Source organism: Acidaminobacter sp. JC074 (assembly GCF_022496765.1).
In the GTDB taxonomy this organism is placed as follows: Bacteria; Bacillota; Clostridia; order Peptostreptococcales; family Acidaminobacteraceae; genus JABXKX01.
The window spans coordinates 1-23,494 of sequence record NZ_VANV01000045.1; the positions used below are offsets into that span (position 1 = coordinate 1).

19 protein-coding genes are annotated in these 23,494 nt (G+C 33.2%); 18 read left to right on the plus strand and 1 reads right to left on the minus strand.

Going from position 1 to position 23,494, the window contains the following annotated elements; genetic code table 11:
* Positions 1 to 519 precede the first annotated feature (519 nt).
* The 16 genes from EZV73_RS27805 to EZV73_RS27880 all read left to right on the plus strand — a co-directional run bounded on the left by EZV73_RS27805 (position 520) and on the right by EZV73_RS27880 (position 19,568).
* Positions 520 to 1,422 carry an ATP-binding cassette domain-containing protein gene (locus EZV73_RS27805; protein WP_240843853.1) on the plus strand — a complete coding sequence of 301 codons (903 nt, stop codon included), beginning with the start codon at positions 520 to 522 and terminating at the stop codon, positions 1,420 to 1,422.
* A complete protein-coding gene (locus tag EZV73_RS27810; protein WP_240843854.1) occupies positions 1,419 to 2,174 on the plus strand; it encodes an ABC transporter permease subunit in 756 nt (251 codons plus the stop codon). The genes EZV73_RS27805 and EZV73_RS27810 overlap by 4 nt, the downstream gene beginning before the upstream one ends.
* Positions 2,175 to 2,332: 158 nt before the next feature.
* Entirely contained in the window at positions 2,333 to 3,496 is a 1,164-nt protein-coding gene (locus EZV73_RS27815) for a glycosyltransferase (RefSeq protein ID WP_240843855.1), read from the plus strand.
* Between the two features lie 218 nt (positions 3,497 to 3,714).
* Entirely contained in the window at positions 3,715 to 4,764 is a 1,050-nt protein-coding gene (locus EZV73_RS27820) for a glycosyltransferase family 4 protein (RefSeq protein ID WP_240843856.1), read from the plus strand.
* Between the two features lie 15 nt (positions 4,765 to 4,779).
* Positions 4,780 to 5,361, plus strand: coding sequence for a TVP38/TMEM64 family protein (locus EZV73_RS27825; RefSeq protein WP_240843857.1), 582 nt, complete (start codon positions 4,780 to 4,782; stop codon positions 5,359 to 5,361).
* A gap of 234 nt (positions 5,362 to 5,595) precedes the next feature.
* Entirely contained in the window at positions 5,596 to 7,014 is a 1,419-nt protein-coding gene (locus tag EZV73_RS27830) for a cell wall metabolism sensor histidine kinase WalK (RefSeq protein ID WP_240843858.1), read from the plus strand.
* Positions 7,015 to 7,698, plus strand: coding sequence for a response regulator transcription factor (locus EZV73_RS27835; RefSeq protein WP_240843859.1), 684 nt, complete (start codon positions 7,015 to 7,017; stop codon positions 7,696 to 7,698).
* Positions 7,699 to 7,974: 276 nt separating this feature from the next.
* Complete coding sequence (locus EZV73_RS27840; RefSeq protein WP_240843860.1) at positions 7,975 to 9,675, plus strand: transposase; 1,701 nt, start codon at positions 7,975 to 7,977, stop codon at positions 9,673 to 9,675.
* Positions 9,676 to 9,685: 10 nt separating this feature from the next.
* The gene (locus tag EZV73_RS27845; protein ID WP_240843861.1) at positions 9,686 to 9,898 is read left to right on the plus strand and encodes a hypothetical protein; all 213 of its coding nucleotides are present in this window, start codon (positions 9,686 to 9,688) and stop codon (positions 9,896 to 9,898) included.
* 343 nt (positions 9,899 to 10,241) lie between these two features.
* Positions 10,242 to 11,903: a sensor domain-containing diguanylate cyclase gene (locus tag EZV73_RS27850; RefSeq protein ID WP_240843862.1), complete on the plus strand. Its 1,662-nt coding sequence runs from the start codon at positions 10,242 to 10,244 to the stop codon at positions 11,901 to 11,903.
* 124 nt (positions 11,904 to 12,027) lie between these two features.
* Positions 12,028 to 13,296, plus strand: a complete 1,269-nt coding sequence (locus tag EZV73_RS27855; RefSeq protein ID WP_240843871.1) for an ABC transporter substrate-binding protein — start codon at positions 12,028 to 12,030, stop codon at positions 13,294 to 13,296.
* Positions 13,297 to 13,563: 267 nt separating this feature from the next.
* Complete coding sequence (locus EZV73_RS27860; protein ID WP_240843863.1) at positions 13,564 to 15,462, plus strand: aminopeptidase; 1,899 nt, start codon at positions 13,564 to 13,566, stop codon at positions 15,460 to 15,462.
* A gap of 55 nt (positions 15,463 to 15,517) precedes the next feature.
* The gene (locus tag EZV73_RS27865; RefSeq protein ID WP_240843864.1) at positions 15,518 to 16,801 is read left to right on the plus strand and encodes a helix-turn-helix domain-containing protein; all 1,284 of its coding nucleotides are present in this window, start codon (positions 15,518 to 15,520) and stop codon (positions 16,799 to 16,801) included.
* A 283-nt stretch (positions 16,802 to 17,084) separates the two neighbouring features.
* Positions 17,085 to 17,630 carry a GNAT family N-acetyltransferase gene (locus EZV73_RS27870; RefSeq protein WP_240843865.1) on the plus strand — a complete coding sequence of 182 codons (546 nt, stop codon included), beginning with the start codon at positions 17,085 to 17,087 and terminating at the stop codon, positions 17,628 to 17,630.
* Between the two features lie 74 nt (positions 17,631 to 17,704).
* Entirely contained in the window at positions 17,705 to 18,664 is a 960-nt protein-coding gene (locus EZV73_RS27875; RefSeq protein WP_240843866.1) for a DUF6273 domain-containing protein, read from the plus strand.
* A gap of 67 nt (positions 18,665 to 18,731) precedes the next feature.
* Positions 18,732 to 19,568 carry a GNAT family N-acetyltransferase gene (locus EZV73_RS27880; RefSeq protein WP_240843867.1) on the plus strand — a complete coding sequence of 279 codons (837 nt, stop codon included), beginning with the start codon at positions 18,732 to 18,734 and terminating at the stop codon, positions 19,566 to 19,568.
* Positions 19,569 to 19,724: 156 nt separating this feature from the next.
* Here the strand turns inward: EZV73_RS27880 and EZV73_RS27885 are convergent, their stop codons facing one another.
* Positions 19,725 to 20,375: a hypothetical protein gene (locus EZV73_RS27885; protein WP_240843868.1), complete on the minus strand. Its 651-nt coding sequence runs from the start codon at positions 20,373 to 20,375 to the stop codon at positions 19,725 to 19,727.
* Positions 20,376 to 20,596: 221 nt separating this feature from the next.
* Between EZV73_RS27885 and EZV73_RS27890 the strand changes: the two genes are divergently transcribed.
* A complete protein-coding gene (locus EZV73_RS27890) occupies positions 20,597 to 21,886 on the plus strand; it encodes a sorbosone dehydrogenase family protein (RefSeq protein WP_240843869.1) in 1,290 nt (429 codons plus the stop codon).
* A 319-nt stretch (positions 21,887 to 22,205) separates the two neighbouring features.
* Entirely contained in the window at positions 22,206 to 23,171 is a 966-nt protein-coding gene (locus EZV73_RS27895; RefSeq protein WP_240843870.1) for a phosphotransferase family protein, read from the plus strand.
* Positions 23,172 to 23,494: the final 323 nt, after the last annotated feature.

Consider the following 23,494-nt stretch of genomic DNA (forward strand, 5'->3'; position numbering starts at 1 on the left):
GATAACCATAGTTTTGGAGACACCATTATATGAAAAACCAACTTCCCGGGAGGCTTTCGTATAGTGGTGTTTTTCCTTTTCACCTACTTACATATAATTTTATGTAAGTCTATTATATAAACTATGACAAATCAAGAGAGCAAATATACATGATTAAAGACAATGCCTATGAGCTAGGCAATGACAAATCTATTAGGCAGAAACAACATACTCCCGCATGGTTTTTTACGTGAATAATAATGATAGTAATAGTTATTATACGAAGATGAAAACTACAAAATATCAGATGCAATTTCAGTATTTCTGTAAGTAATTGTATTATCTTATATGTTTGTTGCTTGATGTATTCAATGTGCCAAGTACAAGATTAACGGAAGAAGTATTAATATTATAAGTATGATTTATTAACTGTTTATATTTCGGTAAGCTTGAGTTTATTCGTGAATACTAAAATAGACCTATGATAGAGGTCAAGAACATGTAACTCATTACATTTTTAGATTATTATAAGGAGAGATTATGAAAAAGGTTTTAAGGACACATGGACTAAGTAAAGTCTTCGGAGATCAAAAGGCTGTAAATGAAGTAAATATAAATATCTTTAAGGGTGATATTTATGGCTTGATTGGACAAAACGGAGCTGGAAAAACAACCTTCATGAGGATGATAAGTGGTCTAGCAAAACCATCATCTGGGACCATTGAATTGTTTGAGGGTGATAATCTTGAGCTTGCGAGAAGGCGAATGGGTTGTACAATAGAAAGCCCAGCTTTATATCCTCATATGACAGCAACCGAGAATATGATGGTATATAGCAAGCTACTTGGATTAGGAAAAAACAAAGTTATTTCAGATTTATTGTATTTGGTAGGATTATCACAAACAGAAAATAAAAAAGCAAAGGATTTTTCGCTTGGAATGAAACAACGTTTGATGATTGCTATTGCATTGTTAGGCGAGCCAGAATTTTTGATTCTCGATGAGCCGATGAATGGGCTAGATCCTTTAGGCATAAAAGAAATCAGAGATTTATTACTAAAATTGAATATGGAGTTAGGATTAACGATTTTAGTATCTAGCCATATTTTAGATGAGTTATCAAAACTCGCAACAAGATATGGTGTAATCAGCCAGGGACAACTTATAAAGGAGTTTAGTAACGAAGAGTTGAACTCTAAGGGGGGAAAAGGGATTAGGTTGAATGTTAATGAGCCAAAAGAAGCATTGAAGCTGTTGCATGAACATATAACAATCAAAACAGATCAGGATAATGATGACCTAATTATATTTGAAGATGCTAATAAATGTCCTGAAATCGTTAGATTGATGGTGAACAATAATATCGATGTAAAATCGATTTCTGTACAAGACCAAAACTTGGAAGAATATTTTATGACGTTAGTAGGAGGTAATATTGCATGATGATGTTCAAATCTGAATTATACAAGTTAAAAAAATCAAAAGCATTTTGGGTAAGTATATTAATAGTGGTTCTATTTGCTTTTGGTTTAGCATTTGCATTTAGTGAGAATGCATCTGATGTTGATGCAACAACCGAGCAGTTGTCAATGACAGCAGTGGATTTAATGGATTTTAGTTATGGAATTCCTGCTTTATCTATAGTAGCGGCTATCTTTACTTCTATTTTTGTCTCAAGTGAGTTTCAGTATGGAACAATGAAAAATTATATTTCGAAAGGAGCATCTCGAACGAGTGTTTTTATTGTAAAATTACTAGTATCTTATTTAGCTGTAACAATCATCTTCATTGCGTTAAATACTACATTATACGTTCTAGGCTCTATTCTCATTGGATATTCTACAATTGCTATAATGGATTTAATGAGTATGTTATTTGTTACGTGGCTACTATTTATGGCCTATACCACATTATTTGTAGCAGTAGGTTTTTCAGCTAGAAATAGTGCAAGTGTAATATCAATAAATATTTGTATAGTTGTTTTAGTACCTGTTTTGCTAACTGTGATAAGCTTCTTATTAAGCAGCTATGGTGTTACAGTGACAAGCCTATCATTGGAAGGTACAATTAATGCAGTTATGTCAGTTCCTTTAGAGACAAATATACTATTTACAGGATGTATTACTGCAGCTTCATATGTTATATTATCGGTATCTGGAGGACTTTTTCATTTCAAAAAAGTAGATGTGAAATAGGATTAGTTTGTGGACGGTTAAATAATAAATATCTTGAGACATCGTGGTTTTCACGATGTCTTTTTTTGCTTATCATAGTTTATGTTTTGTTTATTTTTTAAAAATACCCAGTTTAGGGCGACTCATTAATATATAAAGTAAGAAAAGAGGAGATACGTATGAAAATATTGATTACAACTGATTGTTATTTACCAACAATTAATGGTGTTGTTACTTCGGTACTAAGTTTGTATAACGAACTGAAATATCTTGGACATGATGTTAAGGTTTTAACTCTGAAACAATCAAAGCATATTGAACTGGAAAATGTTTATTACTTGAAATCTTTTGGTTTAGATAAAGTGTATCCTGATGCGAGAATGATTAAATCTTTTGGTAGGAATATCATAAATCAAATTATTGAATGGTCTCCAGATATAATACACTCGCAATCAGAAGTAAATACTTATTATATAGCAAAGAAAATTGCAAAAAAACTGTCAATTCCTCAAGTGCATACTTATCACACGATATATGAAGATTATGCTCATTATATTAAAGGTAGAAAATCCTTTAATAAGCTAATTATTCGACAAATATCTAAGTTGATAATGAATTCTAATGATCTGGTTATTGCACCAACTAGTAAAGTGAAAGATATTCTTATTGATTACAAGGTAAGTAAACCTATAAAAGTTGTGCCTACAGGAGTTGATTTTAACAACAAAGATGTGATAACAGATAATGAAAAAAGATTGATGAGAAAAATGTATAGTATTCCTGAAGATCATTTTATTATGTTATTCTTGGGCCGATTGGCTCAAGAAAAAAATGTAAACGAACTTATACAGTTTGTTCATCAAATGAGTAATAAAAAAATTACTCTTTTGATTGTTGGAGATGGGCCGCAACGTCCTAAACTTGAGGAGATAGTCAAAATCCATAAATTAGAGAACAGAATTAAGTTTACTGGCAAAGTTAAACCTGATAATGTACATGAATACTATCAGTTAGCTGACTTATTTATTAGTGCATCGACAAGTGAGACTCAAGGATTAACTTATTTTGAGTCTTTGGCTTGTGGAACCCCGGCACTATGTAGGAAAGATAGATGCCTTGATAATGTAATAATGGATCATTTTAATGGATTTCAATATGAGACTTTTGAAGATTTTGAATACTATGCAAATCTTGTTTTAGATAACGAAACAAAAAAAAGTTTCATGGCTAAAAATGCTCTTGATTATTCTAGAGAATTTTCAAAGGAAGCTTTTGCAATTGCAATGGAAAGACTTTACCTTCAAGTAATTAGAGGAAAATCTATAAAAAGATTTGCAGCATGATAATGAAATACTAAAAGTTAATAAAAGAATATGATAAATGATGTAAATATATAAATATCGAACCATATAGGTTTTAAAGTGTGATTTGCCTTTAGATGTTAAAGTAAAATAGTTTTAAATTTATGGCATATGTTTTGAAAAAGGAAGTTACGTTCTTACAGATAATCTATCATTCTTAGGAGTATCATTTAACATAAAATCAATGAAAAGGAGAACTTATGATAACTATTAATATGAAATCAAGTGCAGACAAAGTAAAAGGACAGGGAGTTGGGTCTGCATATTTAGAAACGGTAGCCTTAGTTAGAGAGTTGGATGATTTCCATGTTAAGGTAAATGCTGATGGAACAAGTGATATTACTCATTATCATACAATAGATTTGAAACATTATATCCATAGTTACACAAAGAGTTCAGGTGTAAAACTTGGATTTGTACATTTTCTTCCAGAGACAATTGATGGCAGTTTGAAATTGCCTAGTATGGTAAGAAAAATTTTTGATAAATATATACTCAGTTTCTATAAGAGAATGGACCATTTGGTTACTGTTAATCCATATTTTGAAGAAAAATTAGTTGCGTATGGGATTAATCCAGATAAAGTATCTAGTATCCCCAATTATGTGTCTGAAAAAGAATTTTATCCTTTGGACAACGACATTGTTCAAAAATATAGGACTAAATATAAGTTGGAAAATAAATTTACTGTACTCGGTGTTGGGCAAGTCCAAACTAGAAAAGGAATTCTAGATTTTATTGATGTAGCAAGTAAAAATCCTGACATTCAATTTGTTTGGGCTGGCGGTTTTTCCTTTGGAGCTATTACAGATGGATATCATGAACTTAAGCAAATTGTAGAATCTCCACCTTCGAATGTAAAATTTCTTGGAATCATTGATCGCTCAGAAATGAATGGCGTATATAATGTTTCAAATGTATTATTTATGCCATCATATAACGAATTATTTCCAATGGCAATTTTAGAAGCTATGAGTGTGAATATCCCTATTTTATTGCGGAATCTAGATATATATAAGGAGATTTTAGATGGCTTTTACATTGAAGGTGATAATAATACTTTTTCAAATAAAATAAGAACATTGAAAAATGATAATGTATTTTATGAAACTGCAATGAGTAAATCTAGACTAGGTAATGCATATTACTCAAGGGAAAATGTGTCAAGACAATGGAATAAGCTATATCATAAGATTTTGATTGAGCATAATCGTAAAAAGAGATTTGTATCTGTTGAGGAATGGATTTAGCTTTTGGAGGTTAAAATGAATAAAAACAATATCATGAACATCGCAACAGTTTTTGGGTTAATTCTTTGTATTGCATTTATGGCATATTGTTATTCAGAGGAATTGTTTACATCAGAAGAAAAGATGAATACTTTTTTAGCGCAGTTTGGAGTATATTCTATAATTGTTTTTATTGTTATTCAAGCAGTATCAGTTGTAATTCCAATATTGCCTGGAAGTCTAGGGTGTCTTGTAGGTGTGATATTTTATGGTCCGATTTTTGGATTTATATATAATTATGTAGGCATAGCACTCGGATCGCTGATTGCATTTCTCTTGTCCAGAAGGTATGGTTCTGAAATAGTGAAGAGATTAACTAAGCCGAAAGATTATGATAAGTATAAAAGGATAATTAATAATTTGAAAAACTTTGACAAATGGTTTGCGTTCATGATCTTTATTCCAATAGCTCCGGATGATTTATTATGTTATCTGGCTGGTTTAACAAAGATAACTTTCAAGAAATACACAAGTATCATATTGTTAATGAAACCATTTAGTATAGCTACTTACAGTTTTGGACTTAATGCCGTATTTAATCAATTAATAACAATGTAACACATTAAAATATAATTGATTCAAATGTGATAGTGCTTGAGCTGTTAGCGACTAACATTGTGAATGTTGGCTGGATGATTTTAATTATTCTGTTGAGATAAGGGTATATAAACCTACAAACACCGATACTTAATAGTATTTCTTTTATTTACTTTTATACTGGCAATGAATATCAGAGTTTTAGTAACTGAAAAATTTTTATTTGTGAGTGAATGCTTATCAATTGGAGGAAAAATGACAATAAGAAAATTAATACAAAAATCAAATGCATTTATTGTTTTAGTTTCACTAATTACATTTTTTACGATTATTTTTGCTGTTGTTGCATTATTCAGTAGAGATTTACTTAGATCTTTAGGAAATGATGAAAATATCGATACCAATCTTTTTTATGTCCATGCAATATTAGAAAACAACATTGAGAGAGATTGGAATTCTATAAAGGATGAACTAAGTTTATATGATTATGATCTAGCTGTAATAGATGGGAATGATTTGGTATTTGAAACTAGAAAAGAGCTGGGGAGATTAGCTGAATCTTTTTTTACATTGAAATCCGCTCATAAAGAATATTCAATATATCAAAGAGATGCTTGGACTATATTAAGAAGAAATGTATCTTATGATGATAAAGTTATAAGTATTTATGCTGTTAAGGGATATAACCAGAAAGAAGTAATTAATGTAAATACAGAAACGATACAGCTATTTATTATAAATTTCTTGATTTTAGGTGTATTGTTGATTTTTTCATTAATGATTGTCAGTTATATTTTTACTAACAAAATGGTAAAAAGAATAATGAAACCAGTAGATTTGCTTATGGCAGGCGTAAAAAGAATAGAACAAGATGACTTTACTGAAACAATAGAGTATTCTGGTGAACTTGAATTTGAAAAGTTATGTAGTACATTTAATGAGATGCAACAGTATTTACTTAAGGAAATGCAAAAGAACACTGCTTATGATAAGGCCAGAACGGACATGGTTTCAGGAATATCTCATGATTTGAGAACACCACTGACTTCGATTAAAGGCTTCTTAAAGGGAATGAAAGATGGTGTCGCTAATACTCCAGAAAAAAGAAGTAAATATATAGAAATATCATATAAAAAAGCTGAGGAAATGGAACAGTTAATCAATCAATTGTATTTCTACTCTAAAATTGAATCTAAAAAAATGCCTTTTAACTTTGAAGTAATTGATCTTAGATCTGTTGTAAGACATCTTGTGGAATCGAAGCAAGAAGATTTTATAGATAAAGTGAAATTCACTTTTAGTCAAACTGAGAATCAACTATTATGTGAAATAGATCCTAATCAGTTTCATCGAGTTATCACAAATATTGTCGAGAATAGTATCAAATATAGCTTAGTAGAAAGCATTGAAGTTGATGTATCGCTAGATGTGAATGATGATTTTATTGTTCTAACGATTGCTGATAATGGACTTGGCATGAATGAGGAAAAAATAAAGAAGGTATTTGAACAGTTCTACAGAGGCGATGAATCAAGAAACAACTCCATCGAAGGAAGTGGTTTAGGCTTGTATCTCTGCCAGCAAATAATAGAACGACATGGTGGGAGAATAGATGCATATAATAATAATGGTTTTGTTGTAGAAGTATATTTGCCAAGTTATAAGGAGGTCTAAATGTATAAGATTTTAGTGATCGAAGATGATTATGATATTGCAATGCTAGAGCAAGATTATTTGGAGATTAATGATTATGATGTTGAGGTTTTATATGATGGTTTAAACGCAATAAATATTGCGTTAGAAGGCAAATTCGACCTTATTATACTTGATGTTATGGTTCCAGGTGTAAATGGTTATGAAATTTGTAAAGCGATACGTGAAAAAATTGATATACCTATATTGATGGTTACAGCCAAAACTGAATCGATTGATAAAATTAGAGGGTTAGGTTTGGGTGCGGATGATTATATTATAAAACCTTTTGATCCAGCAGAGTTAGTGGCAAGAGTTAAGTCTCATATACAAAGGTATCAGAGGTTAGTGAAAAAAAAGATTTCAGTTGATATTGTTGAAATTGGAGATATTAGAATTGAACCTATGAGTTGGAAGGTATATATAGGAAAAGAAGAAATAAAACTTGCAAATAAGGAGTTTGAACTCTTGAAATTTCTTGCTGAAAATGCCAATATTGTCTTTTCAAAAGATCAGCTATTTGAAAAAATATGGGGTTATGATTTTATTGGTGATAGTGCTACAGTAATTGTTCATATCAATCGAATTAGAGAAAAATTAAAGGACTCAAAAGAATTAAATTTAATTGAGACCATTTGGGGAGCTGGTTATAGACTCAACAAATAAGTAAGTGTAATGACTGCTATAAGTTTGTAATAAACTTAATTGAAATTTTCATAAAGGGGCTGTCGAAAGTAAATAATTAACAAAACAAAAATGAACTATGAATCAGATGATTTATTGTGAATTTCCTAATAAATTAACTCTAGAAGCAAAATGAAGTTATATAAATACCTTTTAAACGTCTATTTTTAGCCGAAGTAGACGTTTTTTTATTGCTTATTTTGCCTAGATATGATATGATTATAGAGAGTTAATTAACTCTCTATAAAAGGAGGCGCTATGTATTCTGATGTTAGAGTAAAAATACCAAGAGAAAAAGGCAAAATTACACGTAAAAAAATTAAAGGAACAACATATATTTATTATCAACTAGATAGAGTTTATCACCCCGAAAAAAAGTATAGCGTACCCAAAAGTACAACAATCGGAAAAGCTTGTGAAGATGATTCTTCTATGATGTTTCCAAATAAAAATTATATGGTTTATGTTTCAGAGGCTACGTTACCAGATGAGAAAGATAAGTCTTTTAGAAGTGGTTGTCTTAGGGTTGGAGCATTTATGGTTCTTAGAAAGATAATAACAGAATATAAATTAGAAGAGATGTTATCTGAACTTATAGGAAAAGAAAGTGGTCTATTCTTAGATCTAGCAATTTATAGTATTATTGCTGAAAACAATGCTGGTCAGTATTATCCAGATTATGCATACAACCATCCTTTATTTACCGATAAAATGCGCATATATAGCGATTCTAAAGTATCATCCTTTATCAATGGATTAAAGAAAGATCAAAGTATTGAGTTTCTTAATAGATGGAATGCAAGAAAAGACCATAGAGAAAAAATATACATATCATATGATTCTACGAACAAAAATTGTCAGGCTGGTGATGTAGATTTTGTTGAGATAGGTCATGCAAAAGATGATAAAAATAAGCCGATTTTTAACTACTCTATAGCCTATGATACAAACAACCGTGAACCAGTTTTTTATGAGATGTATCCAGGGAGTATCGTTGATGTATCGCAGTTACAGTATATGTTAGAGAAAAGTGYTGGATATGGATACAAACATGTAGGTTTCATCTTAGACAGAGGTTATTTCTCTAAAGAAAATATTCGTTATATGGATAAGCATGGTTATGAGTTTATTATTATGATGAAAGGAATGAAGAGGTATGCTAGTCAGTTAGTAATAGAAGTGAAGGGTACATTTGAAGAGAATCGAAGCAGTAGTATCCGTGGTCATAAACTGAGTGGTACTACAATAAAAGAAAGATTATTTCCATCAGATGAAAAAGATAGATTTTTTCATATTTATTATAACGAACGAAAGCGAGTTGCTGAGCGAGAAGAGTTAGAAGACAAGATAGATCGAATGGCAGAGTATTTAAAACAGCAAGAAGGAAAAACTGGTTTTGAGTGTCCAAGTTCTTTCTGCCGATACTTTGATCCAATTTATCATGAAGAAAATGACAAAAAAACTTTTATGTTTGCAAGAGAAAAACAAGACGTGATAGACAGTGAAATCAAGCTTTGTGGCTATTTTATAATAATAACGTCAGAAGAGATGACTGCAGAAGAAGCAATAGATTTTTATAAAAGTCGTGATGGTTCAGAAAAACTTTTTAGAGGTGATAAATCATACTTGGGTAATAGAAGTCTTAGAGTTCATGGGAATGAGTCAATTAATAATAAGATTTTTATAGAGTTTGTGGCGCTGATAATCAGGAATAAGTTTTATTTGCATCTAAARGATCAAATGCAGAAGAACAATAAAAAGAATAACTATATGACTGTTCCAGCAGCACTTAAAGAGCTTGAAAAGATAGAGATGATACGRCAAATAGATGGAACTTATAGATTAGGCCATGCAGTAACTGCAACCCAAAAGAAAATACTAAAAGCATTTGATATGACCGAGCGAAATATTAGAGATCAAGCAATTGGCATCAATGAAAAAATAAACTTAGTGGAGTAAGGAGAGGAAAATGGCAAGAAGACAGATAACAATCGACGAGAAAATTGAAAAGCAAAAAGAAGTAGTTTTGAAAATAAAGGATAGATACGAGGCAGCTCTAAATGATCTGAAAACATTGATGAAAAAGAAGCATGATTTAGAAAGCAAGGAACTGATTAATGCATTTGAAAAGAGCGACAAAAGTTTAGATGAAATACTAGATTTCTTGTCCTCAAAAGCATAAAAACCCCATAATTGGGGTTCGAGAGTTAATTTTTCAGGAAGTTCACATTTACTTGGAAATACAGCAATTAAGCAAATTCCCTTTGTAATCAGTAGTAGAAGTTATCGCTATTTATTAAAAAGGGAGTTTTCTATTTTCAATGGACAATGATCAAATACTTGCTGATTAATAAAGTAGAAGTTTGATAATAAGGATTTTTCTGTACAATGATGGTATAATTAAAACAAATCGTAAAAATCATGTCATGGATTTGGAACACTTATTTCAAATTTGGATTGTCTATTGCATAGGTCCACTGAAATTGGGTATTAAAATAACATGGATTAAAGAAGAGGGTGCGGCTATGTTCAAGAGCATTAGAAGTAAATTTTTATTTGTATACATATTGCTGTTTACCATAACAATTACAGCTTTATCAGCTATGTTTATGTATAGCACCACAAGACAATTCAATGAGTTAACGACAGATCAGGCTATGGAGAATACACGCTCTTTCGCTAAGGAAATGGGTGACCGCTTGTTGTTCCACCGAGTGATTTTGCAGGGGATGGCTATTGAAGATGGCGTACAGGCCTTCGACAAAGAAGCCGTCGATGAGATCATCAAGCACTATTTGAATGCGGATGGGATCTTTTTTGAAAACATATTTTTGATAGACACCAAAGGCAGGGCTCTGGCTTATGCCAAGGGTTACGAAAGAGTTAGGGAGATTGCTTTTTACAAGCATGTTGCACCTGACACACCTGATTATTATATCGGCGATCCTATTTGGGACCTTCTCCTCAGACAGCCCGTCGTGCAAATCAGTGTTGCGGTGAAAGACAAGGAGGGTGAGTTAATCGGGGTAGTTGAAGCCAGCGTTCCCCTTAAGCGCTTGTCCAAGGAACTAGAAAACACCAAGCTGATCAGTGATAGCTTTGGATGGATCGTTGACCGCGAGGGGATGATCATCGCTCACCCTGATGTGGCTTTTGAAACCTATACCAACATAAAGGACCTGCCCAGAAACGACGAACTGGGCAACGCTAAGAATTTTGAAGATATCCTAACTTGGGATGAGGGGACCGGCTATTATTGGCATTCCGAAACCGGTGTCAAACGTGGCTATACCTTTGCGACTGTCAAGCACACACCAGGTTGGAAACTAGGTATTACTTTCGTAGAACAGGACATGTTCCATCAGAGTGCCGGCTTGGGCGACTTGCTGGCGATTTCGGCAGGCTTAGCCTTAGTCATCGCCATAGGGGTCACCATTTATTTGACGACCAGTATCGTGAAGCCTATACAGGAGTTAACTGCGTCTACCCAAAACGAACAGGCCTTTGAGGGCCAATTGTCCTTACTACAGGAAAATGAAGAGATAAAGACCTTGATTGCTGCTTATAACAAGATGCGGGCACGCATCCAGTTGCATACCGAGGAACTAGAGAACCTTGTCGAGGAACGGACCATGGAGTTAAACAAGGCAAATGAAGCCCTTTATAAACAGGCGACAGTGGACCGCTTGACAGGTATACTCAACCGAGGTCAGTTGAATGTGGAAGCCAACAAATTGATGGAAGAGGTTAAGACAGGAGCCATGGGGGCTTTTGGTATCCTCTTTATGGATTTGGATAATTTCAAATATTACAATGATTCCTTTGGGCATGACATCGGCGACAAGATACTGATAGATGTGGTCAAACGCTTTATATCGGTGACATCTGCCGAGGACATACTGATTCGCTATGGTGGCGACGAGTTTATCATATTATTGCCGGCCATAGACGAAGAGACGGTGAAAAAGGTTATCCGTCGAATCCAACAAAGTATGGATCAGACGGACAGCTACAGGAAACAGATTGGTCAGTGGTTGGCATTGCCGGATGGAATCGATGAGATCCAAGAGAGTAAGAAACTGAGCATCTCCATCGGCTACGCCATTTACTACGGCAGGGAAGATCAAAGCTTGGAAGATCTCTTGAAGAAGGCTGACAAAGATATGTATGACAAGAAACAAAAATAAAAGTTGTTAGGTTGATGTAAAAAAACGTTATTATCTTAAATGTAATTACAGTTAAAGGAGGACTACTCTGAAAAAGTTTAAATCACCAGTATCGTTATTGATGATGCTCGCGTTGGCACTGGGTATGGTGGCGGGGTGTTCGCAACAGGAATCGACTATCCCGGCACCGACAGAAGAAAGTATAGAAACAGTTGAAGAAACACAAGAAATTGTGGAGTTGAACTATTATTCACATCCGGATGAAAAAGGTGAAAGAAATGCCATAATCAAAGCTTTTGAAGAGTTACATCCAAATGTGAAAGTGAACTTGATTGAATTGCCACCGGATACAAGCGAGAAATTGACGATGATATCAAAAGTGCTACAGGCTGAAGACACGGCGATGGATATTTTTGATGCAGACGTTATCTGGCCATCGATTTTTGCAGCGGCTGGATGGGTTGAACCTTTGGATAACTATATGACCGAAGAGGAAATAGATGCCCACTTACCTGGCGCTATGTACGCCAACCTATATCAAGGTCACTATTATGGTATTCCTTATAGAACAGACACAGGTATGTTGTATTACCGTAAAGACTTACTTGAGAAATACAACAAGTCTGTTCCAACGACTTGGGATGAGCTGGTTCAAACAGCGGAATACATAATGTCCAAAGAAGGTGGAGACATGACTGGGTATGCTGGCTCATGGAAACAGTTTGAAGGATTGACTTGTAACTTAATGGAATTCGTATGGAGTTACGGTGGCGATGTATTGGACGAAGATAGTAAAGTGGTATTCGATTCGCCGGAATCCGTTGCAGCTGTTACACGAATGGTGGATATGATTAATGCTGAGAATATCACACCAGAAGGCGTCATCACATTCAGTAGTGGCGATGCAAGAGATGTTTTCTTTTCAGGCAACATGGTATTCCTAAGAGATTGGCCGTCAGGATGGAGCAAGTCTCAGGATCCTGAAAACTCAAAAATCGTGGACAAGGTCGGGATTGCAGCATTGCCGACAGGTGGCGAGGGCAACGAAAGTTACTCGACTCTTGGCGGATGGCAAGTCATGGTGTCGGCATTTTCTGAGCACAAGGAAGAAGCCGTTGCTTTTGCCAAGTTCAGAGCCAGCGAGTATTCGCAGATCTTGATGTCCAAAGAACTGAGCCACATTCCAAGTTTGAAGACCCTTTACAGCAACGAAGAAGTATTGGAAGCTATGCCTTTCTTGGAAGATATGTACCCAGCAATCATACATGCTTATCCAAGACCTAAGTCGCCTTACTATGCAGAATTGTCCAACATCTTGCAAGTAGAGTTACAAAATGCCTTCAAGGAGCATAAAACACCTGAAGAAGCGGTGAAGTCAGCATCTGATCAGATCAAGACTTTGTTAGGTCAATAGAGTGAAGCTTAAACTATTGTGATTACTCCTAAAAGTATTAAAATCAAGTTTTGAGATTAATTTCTCAAAACTTTTTTGTAATATATAGTTTAAAATATTACAGATTTAGCTCATAAATAGCTGTAGAAAAAAATGCTGATATACACATAGATGCAATGTGATTTAAAGAGGCTACCCATACTAGTATGAGTTAAATCGTAGATTCTATATTTGTTGCACATGCCATGTGTTAGAATGATATTAAGCAAATAGTATAAGGAGAGAATGATGAACTTAAATCAATATTTTAAATCTATAAATACACAAGTGTTATTAATTGAGAATAGAATGAAAAGTCTCCATGATCTTGAACTTCTAAAGCATTTTAATGAGAACTTTTACAGTGTTTTTCTAGAAGAAAACTATTCTGATTCATTTGCCAATCCTCACTACTGCTACAAGACCTTTGGAGAAATTGGCATCCTGTTATCGACAATCTATTCACTCATACTCCCATGTAACAACTTAGTTGAAGTGGACCACAGTTTTATTGAGAAATACAAAATTTTTATTGGTGAAATCGAAAGTAAGTACAGATCAAATAGCCTAAACTATGATGATCTGCTAAGAAGTTTCGAATCATTTAGTCATTCATATCAGCGTGTTACACTCAAACATTTTATTTATATGAACTATGGTATGAAAAGAGAGCTTATTGAATCGGTTATTCTTAATGATGATCTATCATCTACAGATTATTTGTACAAGTTGAATTTACATGTAACTGATGATGATAAAAAGATGGTTGAGGCAATCAATCAAATATCTGATATTAAGCTAAAGGAGTTTGCTGAATACTATTTTGAAGCTTATATGAGATCGTTTACTAGAAATAATTTAAAAAGAGGGTCTAGAACTGGCATGGCCATACATACTTTTTTAGGCTTAGAAAGATTTACACGCATACTCTACAATACAATTTTGGATAGAGGTTATCGTCCTTATATCGCATACATACATCCTGGGCCAATCAACAATCAATTTGAATTTGATCATAATACTGATGATGCATTTTATTTAAGTGACGATCATCTAGATGAATATTTGCTGGATATGGCAGAATTTTTTGAAGCTTACAAAGCGGAGCTTCTTAAATATTCTGGCAATTTTAAAATCGTTCGATTCGGAGAAACTATAAAACCTTTGTCTTTTATTGATGTAAAACCTAAGTATAGTGATGGTCAAGCTAAGATAAAACAAACAATGAATAGTAGTTTCTTCAGATTAAGAGAAAAGTACATACCTGAGGAGAGTAGAAACTATAGCTTGATGGGATTGCCATGTATAGAGATCCATAAAGATTTTCTAGAAGTATTTGAACATTTTATAGATATCAATAAAATGAGTAACGAAGAAAATGAGAGATTACAGTCGATATTAATCAATGAACTTGATAAAGCTGAATTCATTCATGTTGTTGGAGGCAGGGGGAATAGAACCAATATTAAAGTAAATATGCAAAACTTGAATAATCCTAATCAGGAAACCTTATTCTTTAATTGTGGTTCGGATGCAAATATACCTTTAGGAGAGGTGTTCACATCACCAAAACTAAATGGCACTAGTGGTATAATTCACTTTCCAAGTATTTATGTAGATGGTATGCATTACAAACATTTAGAATTAGAGTTTGATGATGGCGTCGTTTCTGATTATAACTGTAATAACTTTGAGGATACTGAAAAAAATAGACTTTATGTTAAAGAAAACTTATTAGAGTCAATTGAAAACCTTCCAATGGGAGAGTTTGCTATAGGCACAAATACATATGCATATAGTGTTATAAAGCATTATGACCTTTTTGATAAGCTTAATCCTTTGTTGATGGAAAAAATTGGACCACATTTTGCAATTGGAGACACTGGATATTCTGAAATGGAAGATATCAAGGTATACAACCAAAATGGTAAGGAAATTATTGCTAAAGATAATGAAATCTCAATAAAGAGAACTCATGATATTAACAAAGCCTATACTTATATTCATAAGGATTTAACACTTCGGATTGAAGAAATAAAAGAACTGAGTGTTGTTACAGTTGCTCATGATAAAATTGTAATCATCAAAGATGGAGGATATAAACTTTCAGGATTAGAACCATTTAACAAAGACTTGACTTTAGATTAAATGATTTAGGAGTCTAGTTTATTAAGGACTTTATGAATAGGAGGGTACTGCAAGAATGGCTTTAAATATTCAATCGATTATCCACGAGCAAGGTCAATTACTGGCATTAGGAGCATTAATTAAAATAAATCGAAAAAAATTAAATATTACTCAATCAGCCTTATCTAAAGGTATCTGCGCAACTTCCTACTTAAGCAAAATCGAGAATGGAGAAATTCATGCAAATGAAGATGTGATTCTATTGTTGTTAGAAGCATTGGGGATACAATATAGCAGCATTAAAGATTTTGGTGAGTCTGATATTGAGAAGCTGAATAGATACAAAGAATATGTGTATGCTTATGATCTTAGAAGTGCATTTGACTTGTTCGGCGATTTAATTAAAAAAAAGGAGAAGTACATATATTCACCATTTATAGTTGAGTTCTATCTAATAGAGTATCATTATTATCTTTATAATGAGTCAAGTAACGATGAGCTTCCTTATATTCAAGATTTAATGACTTCAATTGAGCAACTATTAAGTAAAGACCAGCAAGCATTTTTCTATTTCTTAAAATCGATTTCTTCAAAGTCGTTGGAGGAACAAAAATATTTTATTGATAAGGCAATAACACATGAACCACATGGGCGCTTTTATAAAGAACTGAGCAAGATTCTAATTGCATCAGGCATGTATAATGATACTATAGAAGCTCTTAAGATGAGTTTACACTTGTGTTTGGAAGAAGGAAATTTTAGGGGCTTGGCATATGCAAACCTATCGCTTGGTGAAATATATGTTATCATAGGTGATTATGAAAAAGCAGAAGGTTATTATGATAGGAATATCAGGTTGATAACTTCATCAAGAACAACAGATGAGTATGCTTGTTCTTTTATTTATTATTCCTATGTTAATAAGGCAAATATTGCATACATGAAGTCAGATTCAGAATCACTCTTTAAATACTGTAATTTGGCTAAGAATTATGACAAGGCCTCAGATGGAAAAATACACGGTGTTACTCATTATTTAATTGAATGTGAGTATCATTTAAGTAAGGATAAGAAAAAGGCAGCAGATCTACTTTGGTATGTAAAAGAAAAAATATCGACTTCAATTACAGCAGACCATGTCATCGAATTAGGCATGACGTCTTTAATTGAGCATAGATTGGAAAACAGGGATTATCTTTCTGATAAAACATACTTGGTAAAGTTAAGAGAATTCAAGAAAGGCATCATAGAAAATGGAAAATATCATTACTTAAGTTATATTGATAAGAAGTTGGTTGAATACTATTTATTTAACAAGAAGTATAAAGATGCTTACTTAATATCGAGTGGTAAAAAGTAATACTAAAGAAAAATATATTTTCGAGTTGATTTGTCGATTTAGAAACAGCTGAGATGATTGAATTACATAAAATTCGATTGTTTTGGCTGTTTTTTTGCTTTAGTAGGAGCTTTAGTATTATATAAGCTTAGTTTTCAGGTGTCTTGTAATCATTTATAATTACTATTAAACATTAGGCTTATTTGAGTTATGAGTTTAAAGTAAAAGACTGGTATGGCCATGCATCTTAGATTGATAATCTTGTATTAGATGATGTGTGCTAAAGATACAATGGGGGGGTATTATGTTGTATTTTAAGGATTCTCAAATTACTATCCGGGATATTGAAAAAAGCGACCTAATTAGCATATTCAATTGGTGGGTTGATAAGAGAGTCAATAAGTTTGATCCAAGAGTTCTTCCAAATGATGCAAGTTCATTAATTGAAGAATGTAATAGATTTTGCATTAATTTTGAGTCGGAAGTGTTTAATGACGTTTCGAATCAGAATATATACAGGTACTTTATGATTGATGATTCAGCTGGCTATCCAATTGGTTTCATAAACATATTTGATTTTGATGCAGAAAAGAGTGAGACTGAGTTGGGAATTATAATCGGTGAAATGTCTTACTGGCATACTGGAGTTGCCACTAAGAGCTTAAAGGTGATCATTAAGTATCTATTTGAAGACATGATGTTTAAGCGAATCTGTATTGAGACGAATCATGCTAATGAACCTGCTAGGAAGCTATTTTTAAAACTAGGCTTTAAAGAGTGCGGTGAAGATATAGATGATGGTCATAAGTTTCTTGTCATGAAACTTCAGAGTAAGGACTTCTTGTTTTAAAACTGTTATAGCTGGTCAAATAGTCTGTAGAAAATGACTGTTCAAGATAAATGTATTAGGACTTGGGAGGAAAAATGAAAAAAGTGATAATTGTTTTAGTTTGTTTAATCTTAATCGGTTGTCAAAACAAGACTGAATATAGATTAGATGCAAATGTAGGAGACTACATATTGTATGGTCAATATAATGAGGAAGCAATATTATGGCAAGTTATTGATGTGAATGAATATAATTATACCTTATGGTCAGATAAAATTATTGATTTCAAATCATTTGATGCTGCTGGAAGTGGTCATGTTTTTTATACTCGTGAAAACCTTAACTTATACGATGAAGATAAGGACTTTTTTAATGAAACCTATAAAGAAGTTGATGAAACAGAAAGAGTTGAGGCTTTTGGAAGCGGTAGGTGGTCAGAGTCAAGTTTAAGAGCCTGGTTAAATGCAGACGGCCATGTAACTTATAAAAACTCACCAACAAAATCTAGTGTGTTTCCAGGTAAAAGAGCTTATGATACAGAACCGGGTTTCCTATCAAATTTTACCGAGATGGAAAAAACATATATACAAGATGTCAGTCATAAAACACTTCTATCGTATGATACATTTGAAACACTAGCTGGTGGTAAGGAGCTACACAAATATGTATGGAACAAAGGACCAAATAATTCCGTTTTGAATTATGATTCAGCTTACTATGAATTTGTAGAGGATAAAGTTTTTCTCTTGTCTATACAAGAGTTAGCTGAACTTGTTCAGAATCAGGGATTGGAGTACAAAAAAGAAGCTACTGCAAGTGCTAAGAAGGATTTCGATACCTTAAGGAGTTCTGGTAACTATTATGAAAATTGGTTAAGAACACCTTATCCACAAAGAGCTGTAGCAGTAAGAACGAGCTATCCTGAAGGTAATATTGCCAGTTGGATTGCAGCATCTGATGAAATTGGTGTGGTACCAGCATTAGTTATTACTGGACACAAGTTAGATTCTTTAGAAGGACAAGGTACATATGAAGATCCCTATATCATAAAATAAGTTAAGAGGATTTAAAGGCTAGCTAGTCATAATCAATGAAGGATTAATGGCAAAAAAAGAGGATATGATGAATAATATTAAAGAAAAGAACTTATGTAAGATTTCCCTGAATGCATATGATGAGTATGTTGAGGCATTAGAAATGGGCTCTATAGTCTTTGAACAAGTATTAGGTGAAGGAAGTGGATTTTTGTATGTTAAGAAATCTGATGCTGGATATGGTATAAGAATAGCCTATGAACAGACTATAGACATGGAATTTAAAAACTCAATTCTTAATCATGTAGTGAGTTATATAGAGAATGAGCAAGAAGACGTTTACTTTTTTATCTGTTCTGATAATCATGAAATCATCAGTAAGCTTTATTCAAAGGGGTTTAAGATGCTTTATCAGTCATTCAATATGAGTTTATCCAGGACAAATGTATTTACACATAATGTCGATATTTCTCTAATTCCTTATTCGCATGATCAGGCAAATAAGTACATAGACTTGTTAGGTAAGGCATTTACGCCGATTAGAAAAGAGCTGTCTCTAAAACCATATAATTGGTATGAAAAGAATAAAGAAACAGCTATCAGAGGATTTAAAGAAAGTGCTTCTAATCATACTTTATTAGGATACTATCTAGATCAAACACTCCTAGGTGTACTTGAGGTGATCAACAACGAACTTGAGTTACTTGCAGTTGACCCAAAATATCAGGGAAATGGTTATGGTGAAAAACTTCTAAAAAGAGCCATATCAGTGGTATTTGGAGATGCTAGGTATGAGACTATGACATTGTCCGCTCTTAAAGGCAACTCAAAGGCACAAGCCTTATATGCTAAACATGGTTTTGAAGTCGTTGCAAACCAGACACTATTGGTAAAAAAAGCTAATATTAGTAAGAGTCATCTATAATCTTAATTTATATTGGGATTGCTTAAAGCTGAAACTGGTGAAATTAAAAAGATTCATAATATGTCAGCTTTATAGCTATTGCCAGTGACTAGAAGAGCTCGGTTAGTTTTAAAGAAAGAGAGCAAAAAAAATAAACACATGATTACTATGCGTTTATTAAGAAGCATCGGTGTTATTTTCATTATAAGTGTCAATGATATTTTGATAGTCCTCTGTGATGTTACTTTCCGATAGTTCATTAAAGAACTCATCCAATGTGGAGTCATCCTCATCTTCTGTGACTTCTTGAACGGTCTCTAAGAAATCAGAGAACATAGAATTGACTTCAAGTGCAGAACCTTCGGATTCTATTAATTCTCTGGATGTATCTATAAACTGACTTTGTTGTTCGGTATCATCTATGCTCGTGAAAGTATCAAGCCATGAGCCTAGGTCGTGGTATTGATCTCCCACGCTGTTAGCAGTCTCAAAGAAATTGATGTATTGATCGTAATCGCTTTCTTTGAGGGCGTCTAGGTCTTCAGTGAGTGACAAGTATCTATTGGGATCATTATTAGTAGACATGTCTATTGCAATTTGTCGTAGACCATTTAAGGCATCTTCGTTGCCTGTTTTTTTTATGTCTTGGTAGTAAGACGAAAACTGCTTACCGATCTGAGAAATGGAAGAATAATTGTTAACTGTAGGCTCATAAGCCTTTTCAATTTCTAGTTGTTTGAAAGAATCTACGGTTTGACGAATACTAGATACATTTTGTCTCAGAAGCTGTAAGTGATAACTATCTAAGGACATAAATCGAGTTGTCATAATATCACCTTCTCCACTCTTATATATACCCATTATTAGCCTTTTTAAGCATCTGAAATTTTAAACCAGTTATCTGGATAACCTCCTGTAGTTTGGACTTAAAAAAAATATTTTATTGTTAATAATAGATATAGCAATCTGATTGTTGATTTCATATCTAAGTTTAAAATGCTTTATATTAGGTAGATAGTTAGTAACTATATGAAATAGGAGGCATTAAGATGAATAAAATAAAGTATTTTGTTATTATAGTGATATTTGCACTTGTTTCTTGTTCAAGCCCAAATGAATCCCTTACAAGTCAAGGAGAAAATATAAGCGAACCTACAAATGAAATACAAGAAGAAAACAGTCCTATTGAGGAAGCTAATAATACGACTGTTGAAGAAGTTGATCAAGTAGAGGAAGTTGAAGAGGTCATTGTTGAAAAAACTGAGCAAGAGAAGTTATACGAAAGAGGCTTTAATCCGGCAACTTATAAGCTGGTGAAAGTATTTGATACGGTTGATTTTGTTACACCTCTTCATTTAACAAGTCAAGGTGAAGAAGTAGACTATGTTTATATTGTTCAGAAAAATGGACTTGTTCTAAAAGTAAACGTCAATGATGGCTCTCAAATGACTTTTTTAGATGTGAAGTCACTAATTGATGTGAGCAAACAAGAAAAAGGATTACTCGGATTTGCATTTCATCCAAGTTACCCTCTAGATCCAAGAATATTTATCAGTTATACCAATAAAACAGATTCTGTTGTTGCTTCACTTGAAGTCAAGGAAGGCATTGTAGATATGGATAGCCACTTGGAACTTCTTAGCTTTAAACAGCCCTTTAGCAATCATAATGGGGGACATTTAGAGTTTGGTCCTGATGGCTACTTATATATCGCAAGTGGTGATGGTGGTTCTGGTGGAGATCCTCAAAACAATGCACAAGATTTAAGTAATTTATTGGGTAAGATATTGCGGATAAATGTAGAAGAGAACGGCTATAGCATTCCTGAAGACAATCCTTTTATTGGGACTGAGGGAGCAAGGCAGGAGATCTTTGCTTATGGTCTCAGAAATCCATGGAAGTTTAGTTTTGACAAGGTTCGAAATCTATTACTTGCTGCTGATGTAGGACAAGATGCTGTTGAGGAAATAGATATCATTGTATCAGGCGGTAATTATGGTTGGTCCATTTATGAAGGTACAAAAGTATATAAGAATTTAGAATTCGCTGGCGATTTAATTCCGCCTGTTTGGGAGTATGAGCATCCTATAGGCAAATCCATAACTGGAGGTTTTACCTATTATGGAGATAAACTAGACGCCTTATATGGTGTTTACATTTATGGTGATTTTATCAGCGGGAAGATCTGGGGTCTGTGGTTAGATGAAAAGCAAGAAGTGACTGTCCAAGAACTACTGGAGACACAACTTAAAATAGCCTCATTTGGAAGAGATGAGAAGGGTGAGATTTATGTCATCGATTATACAGGACATATCTATAAAATAGTTGAGGAAGAGTAAGACCTTTACTCATTTAGAAAAGCTTCTTAATGATAGCTACTTTGCTTCTACACCTGGATACATACGACATTTGATGGGGAAGTATCTTGAATGAAAAAGGTTTATAACAGTTATTAACTTCTGATAATGCAAAATATCAGAAGTTTTCTTTTATCCCTTTGGTATAAGAATTACATTTTGGCTTACAATTGTTTATTGATAAGATAAGTGTAGAGAATGGTTTAAAAATATTAATGAATCACTGACCATGGTATAATATGTTCTATATACAGATAGCCCTTGTGGTGTATCGAAGCAAGAGACCAAAGGAGGATTTTATTTGGATAATGTAACAAGTAAGGATTTAGAAGCAATTGAAGTTAAACTCTTAAGCTTTCTCCAGGATCATTACAATGATGATTCCATAGAGTATAGGGATAGACCACAACAGATATTTGCAGGTTTCGAATCTAGAGTATATAAATTTCGATTGAATATCAAAGATAAGACCATTCATGATTTTATGATACTTAGAATCAATCATCCTACATATGATCAAGAAAGTTTTTTTTATGACACAGAAGTTCAAAAAGCACTTGCTCTGACATCGATACCAGTAGCAAAGGTTCATGTAGCTTCTGATGATATTTCGATTTTTAATGGCTCTTTTGTAATTATGGATTGCATAGCTGGGCATGTTATGTGGGAAGAAGCGGCTGAAGTAGTTCCGAGTATGCTTGCAGATACACATGTCGCAATACATAATTGTGATCTTAGAGCATTAAAAGATTATCTTGGAGTGCAAGGTTATCTAGATAAGTGTCTGTTTGATCCTATTGGGGTTGCTCTAGAAAATCTTCAAATAAAAGATAAGTCAATTGAGAAATGGTTGTATGACAATCAACCTGAGTTACCAAACATTTCAATTTGCCACGGAGATTTTCATCCAAATAATGTTCTCGTAAAAGACAAGCAGGTAAATGGCATTCTAGATTGGCATTTTTCCTTAGGTGAAGCAGAACATGATGTAGCATTGACTGTAAATATACTAACAATCAACTCTAAATTACATGTAGAAGAATCTGAATGGGAAAAACTCGATGATTTCACTGACAAATACCTAAGGGCTTATAAAAAGAAAAGATCTCTTAATCCTGATAAACTTGATTATTACACAGTTGTTCATTGTTTAAGAGATCTTGGTCAAGGTCTTAAAAGAGGTGGCAAATATAGAACAGCACCTTATAGAGTTAACAAACAGCTAGAACTTATCGAAAAAATCACAGGCATTAAACTTGAATTGTAAACATGTTTGCAAAAGTTAAAGCTGAACCTAAAGTTTTTATCTGCTTAGAGTAAATTAGTTTTGCCCATTTTCTAGTTTAATTGTATTAAATTTAGTTGGAGTTTTGCTTAAAAATTTTTCTAAAGTCAAAAACTGGGTAAATATAAAGACACATAAGAGATTGTTTAATAATAAAAGAGACGTACTATATGAAGTCAAGTGATTCATGATAATTTTTTCAAAATTTGTGTCTAACTAAAAAAATGCATGCTTAATAGAAGTAGTGTTAGCTACTTCAAAAATTAATATGGAAGTTAATGCTTATCGATTAAACTTTGTTTCGG